Source organism: Alkalibacterium sp., from assembly GCF_046484155.1.
GTDB lineage: Bacteria > Bacillota > Bacilli > Lactobacillales > Carnobacteriaceae_A > Alkalibacterium.
Genome location: NZ_JAWOBT010000109.1, coordinates 1 through 4,047, shown reverse-complemented (window position 1 = coordinate 4,047; position 4,047 = coordinate 1). Strand labels below are relative to the sequence as shown.

Here is a 4,047-nt window from a genome sequence, read left to right as displayed (position 1 = left end):
ATTGACGGTCTTATTTGTCAGCTTTTTAGGAGGAAGCCAAGGTGATCAAAAAATCACCACGCGCACTTACAGTGAAGAACTGACGAGTGAGGAACTGGATGAATGGATCGCTAAACTCAATGAAGACGATACATTTGTCTTTGAAGCAAGTGATCATGACACCATATATGAACGCATTCGAATGAATGAGACATCGTTCGCCCTGGAATTGAACGAAGAGAGCTATCGCTTCTTAGTCGGGCGTGAGGATATGGAACTGTCTCCCATCATTCAGCATGTTGACCAGGTATTTTCCAGAGAATTACGCATTGCCCGATTGGAAGAAAATGACTTGTCAGGACCCTTTGAACCGCAGACGTTCATCGAACTGAATACCGTTGTGAATAGTGAGGGGGCCACTGTCAGTCAGGGTTTTCCGGTTGGCATCCTGGCGGGGATGACCTTCTATTTCTCGGCATTCTCAGTGTTTTATCTTATGATAAATTTGATCGAAGAAAAGAAAACGGGCACCTGGAACCGGCTCATATTTTCTCCTTTGAGTAAGACCCAAATATATATGGGGCAAATGCTGCACTACTTTTTAGTCGGATTCTTTCAAATCACTTTATCGTTCATCATCTTGAGTCAGTTGATAGATGTCGATTTAGGCACGAATTACGTGGCCATGCTGGCGGTTATCCTGAGTTTCATCTTCGCGATCGTAGCTCTAGGGATGTTCATTATAGGGCTCGTCGACTCACCTCAGCAGCTGCAGATCGTTATTCCTATCGTAGCCACATCTATGGCGATGATCGGCGGAGCGTTCTGGCCGCTTGAAATCGTTAATAACCGCGTCCTGTTGTTCTTGGCCGAACTGATGCCGATCAAACATGGCATTCAGGGCATGATGGGTGCTGTGGATCAAGGTAAAACCGTGAGTGAGCTGTTTGAGCCCATTGCTGCCTTACTTTTCATGGGGGTACTCTTCATGGGGATCGGACTGAATTTGATCGAACGTGTCTCTGAAAAAAGCAGCTTATAATTTCCGAATACAATAGAATGTTATGGATTGACCGCCCTGGTCAGGTATGCTACAGTAAGCCTATAAACAGAGCGGTCAACTTTTTTCAGTCTAAACTGACCGAAGTGGTCAAATCCTTTAAGAAAGGAAAATCCGATGAAAGATGCATTTTTATCCCTGGAAAAGGACAAGCAGGAGAGGATACTCAACGCAGCGTTCAAAGAGTTCAGTGAAAAAGGCTATAAAGATGCCTCGACGAACAAGATAGCTAAAGAGGCGGGGATAGGAAAAGGCACATTATTTTATTATTTCGGCAACAAAGAAAACCTGTTTCATCAGCTGGTCGATGAGGCGTTTGACATTGCCAACCGGGAATATCTGAGCAAAGTGAACTTTGATGAAACGGATTTTTTCAAGCGTATTGAAGAAATGAGCGTCCTGAAGTGGAACGCCTATACGAAACATGAGCAGGCCTTTAGTTTCATGTCTCATGTCCTGTTGCACTCAAAAAAGTACGCATTGCCAAATGACTTGACGTCCAAACGGGAACAGGCTGAAAAGATTTGGGAAAGTTTACTGACGAAGAATATCGATTTTTCCAAATTCAGAGATGACATTCCCAAAGAAGCCTCTTTTAATTTTATCCGCTGGACGATCGAGGGTTATCGTACCGAACTGGAGCAACGGTTAAAACACGAACCCGTCGAGCAGTATACGAATGAGCATTTAAAACCAATGTACGATGAATTTTATGATTATTTGGCTTTACTCAAAAAGATCTATTACAAAGACACTAGTGACGGATAGTTTTGAAAAACAAGAGCAAAGATCGGAGTGCTTTTCATATGAGAGACAAAGTGTGTTTAATTACGGGTGGGAATTCAGGGATCGGAAAAGCAGCAGCCATTCAACTGGCTCAACTTGGCATCAAGGTGATCATTGGGTGTAGAAATGAGGAAAGAGGCAGCGCAGCGCTGAAAGAAATTAAAGATAAAAGCAAAAATGAGCACGTTGAACTATTGCTGATAGATCTGAGTTCTCAAACATCCATAAAAAAGGCAGTCAACGCATTTAAATCAAAGCATAAGGTGCTGGATATACTCATTCACAATGCCGCTGACTTTGACATCAGCAGAAAAACACCGCAGTTTTCAAAGGAAGATGTCGAAACGGTCTGGGCTACAAATCATATCGGTCCGGTTTTATTGACGGAGCTCTTAATGGACGAACTCAGGCAAAGTGAACAGGGAAGAATCATCACTGTTTCTTCCCAGGGCCTGATCATGCACCCATTTTTAAAAGTCGATCTGGAGGATCCGGAGTTAAGAGAAAGAAAATACAGTGTGGAAAAGGCTTATTATCAGTCGAAACTTGCTCAGGTCATGTACACGTACTGGCTTTCGGAAAAGTTGAAGGACACACCCGTCACAGTCAACTGTATCAGGGTGACGAATGTGAAAATCGATATAGACAGGTATCCCGATATATCGGGGGTGATGAAACGCATGTATTCAGTGAAAAGCAGGTTTTCCATATCGCCGGAAAAAATGGCTGAAACATACACTTATCTGGCAACCTCTCCGGAGGTCGAACATGTCACAGGGAAATATTTCAACGAAAAAAGAGAGACAGTTTCATCATCAAACTATAGTCAAAACCAGGATGATATTCGTGAAGTCATGGGGATGACGATGAAATATATAAGAGTTTAGAGACAGCGTAAAGAGGTAATTATTAAGTCTGAGGAGTGATGAGTAGATGGAAAAAGTCGTGGAAATCAAGGGATTGAAAAAAGCATTCGGAAAGACACAGGCATTATCAGATGTCAGCTTCAGTGTACAAAAAGGAGAGATCATGGGTTTTATTGGTCCAAACGGAGCGGGTAAATCAACGACCCTTCGTATCCTGCTCGGTCTGATCAAGGCAGATGACGGGCAAGCCTCGATATTTGGACAAGACGTCTGGAATGATGCCGTTGAGATCCATAAGCGCGTTGCTTATGTGCCAGGGGATGTAAACTTGTGGCCTAATTTAACGGGCGGCGAAGTGATCGATCTATTCCTCAGCATGCGCGGACAGAAAGTGGATAAAGAGCGCAAAGAAGAACTGATCAAACGCTTCGAATTTGATCCGACAAAAAAATGCCGCACTTATTCAAAAGGGAATCGCCAGAAAGTCGCTCTCATATCGGCGTTTGCGGCCGATGCCGATGTGTACATCTTTGACGAACCGACAGCCGGCCTGGACCCGCTGCAAGAACGCGTCTTCCAGAAGCAGGCCCGTGAAGTCAGAGCCAGGGGAGCCAGTATTCTGCTTTCCAGTCATATACTGTCGGAAGTTGAACAGCTCTGTGATACGGTAGCCATAATCAGCCAGGGGAAAATCGTCGAATCAGGGTCGCTCGATGAACTCAGACACTTGACGCGCACACAAATCATCTTTAAAACGAATGAAGACGTGCCTTTGCTGGCTGACCAGGCGTTTGCTCACGATGTCGTGCATGAAAAAGGGGAGACGATCTTCCAGCTGGATAGTGATAAAATGGCAGATTTTTTACGATTCATCGAACCCTATCACGTCACAAAATTAGAAAGTGCCCCTCCTAAACTCGAAGATCTGTTCATGCGTCACTATGAAACAACTAAAGGGGGAGTTTAGATGGCTTCTCAGGCATTTGCTCAGACGAGTCGTTTGTTTCGCTTTGCTTTAAAGAAAGATTGGGTAAAAATCAGTATATGGTTACTCGGAGCTGCTTTATATGTATTCATCGGTGTCTTTGCGTTCGTAGAAGTCTATGGCGACCCGGCGGAACGTGAAGCTATGGCTCTCGCCATGCAAAACCCGGCCATGGAAGCTTTGTTCGGACGGTCGATCGGTGAAGGCAATTATACGATCGGCGCCATGTACAGTCATATGATGACCGTGTTGGGTTTTGTCTTGTTTGCTATTATGTCTATTTTACAGGTTGTCAGAAATACCCGTTCCGAAGAAGAAGACGGTATTTTAGAACTGATTCAGGCTCAACCGACCGGAAGAGTGGCTCACAC

The 4,047-nt window shown here is 44.4% G+C and carries 4 protein-coding genes and 1 pseudogene; all 5 read left to right on the top strand.

What is annotated here, in order from left to right:
* Positions 1–1,021, top strand: a 1,021-nt coding sequence (locus R6U02_RS07980; protein ID WP_410263083.1) for an ABC transporter permease, incomplete at its 5' end; no start/stop codon positions are given.
* Positions 1,022–1,156: 135 nt separating this feature from the next.
* Positions 1,157–1,807, top strand: a complete 651-nt coding sequence (locus tag R6U02_RS07975; RefSeq protein WP_410263082.1) for a TetR/AcrR family transcriptional regulator — start codon at positions 1,157–1,159, stop codon at positions 1,805–1,807.
* A gap of 38 nt (positions 1,808–1,845) precedes the next feature.
* Entirely contained in the window at positions 1,846–2,712 is an 867-nt protein-coding gene (locus R6U02_RS07970) for an SDR family oxidoreductase (RefSeq protein WP_410263081.1), read from the top strand.
* A 46-nt stretch (positions 2,713–2,758) separates the two neighbouring features.
* A complete protein-coding gene (locus tag R6U02_RS07965) occupies positions 2,759–3,658 on the top strand; it encodes an ATP-binding cassette domain-containing protein (protein WP_410263080.1) in 900 nt (299 codons plus the stop codon).
* Positions 3,659–4,047, top strand: a pseudogene (locus R6U02_RS07960) (hypothetical protein); the annotation flags it as partial. It lies immediately after the preceding gene.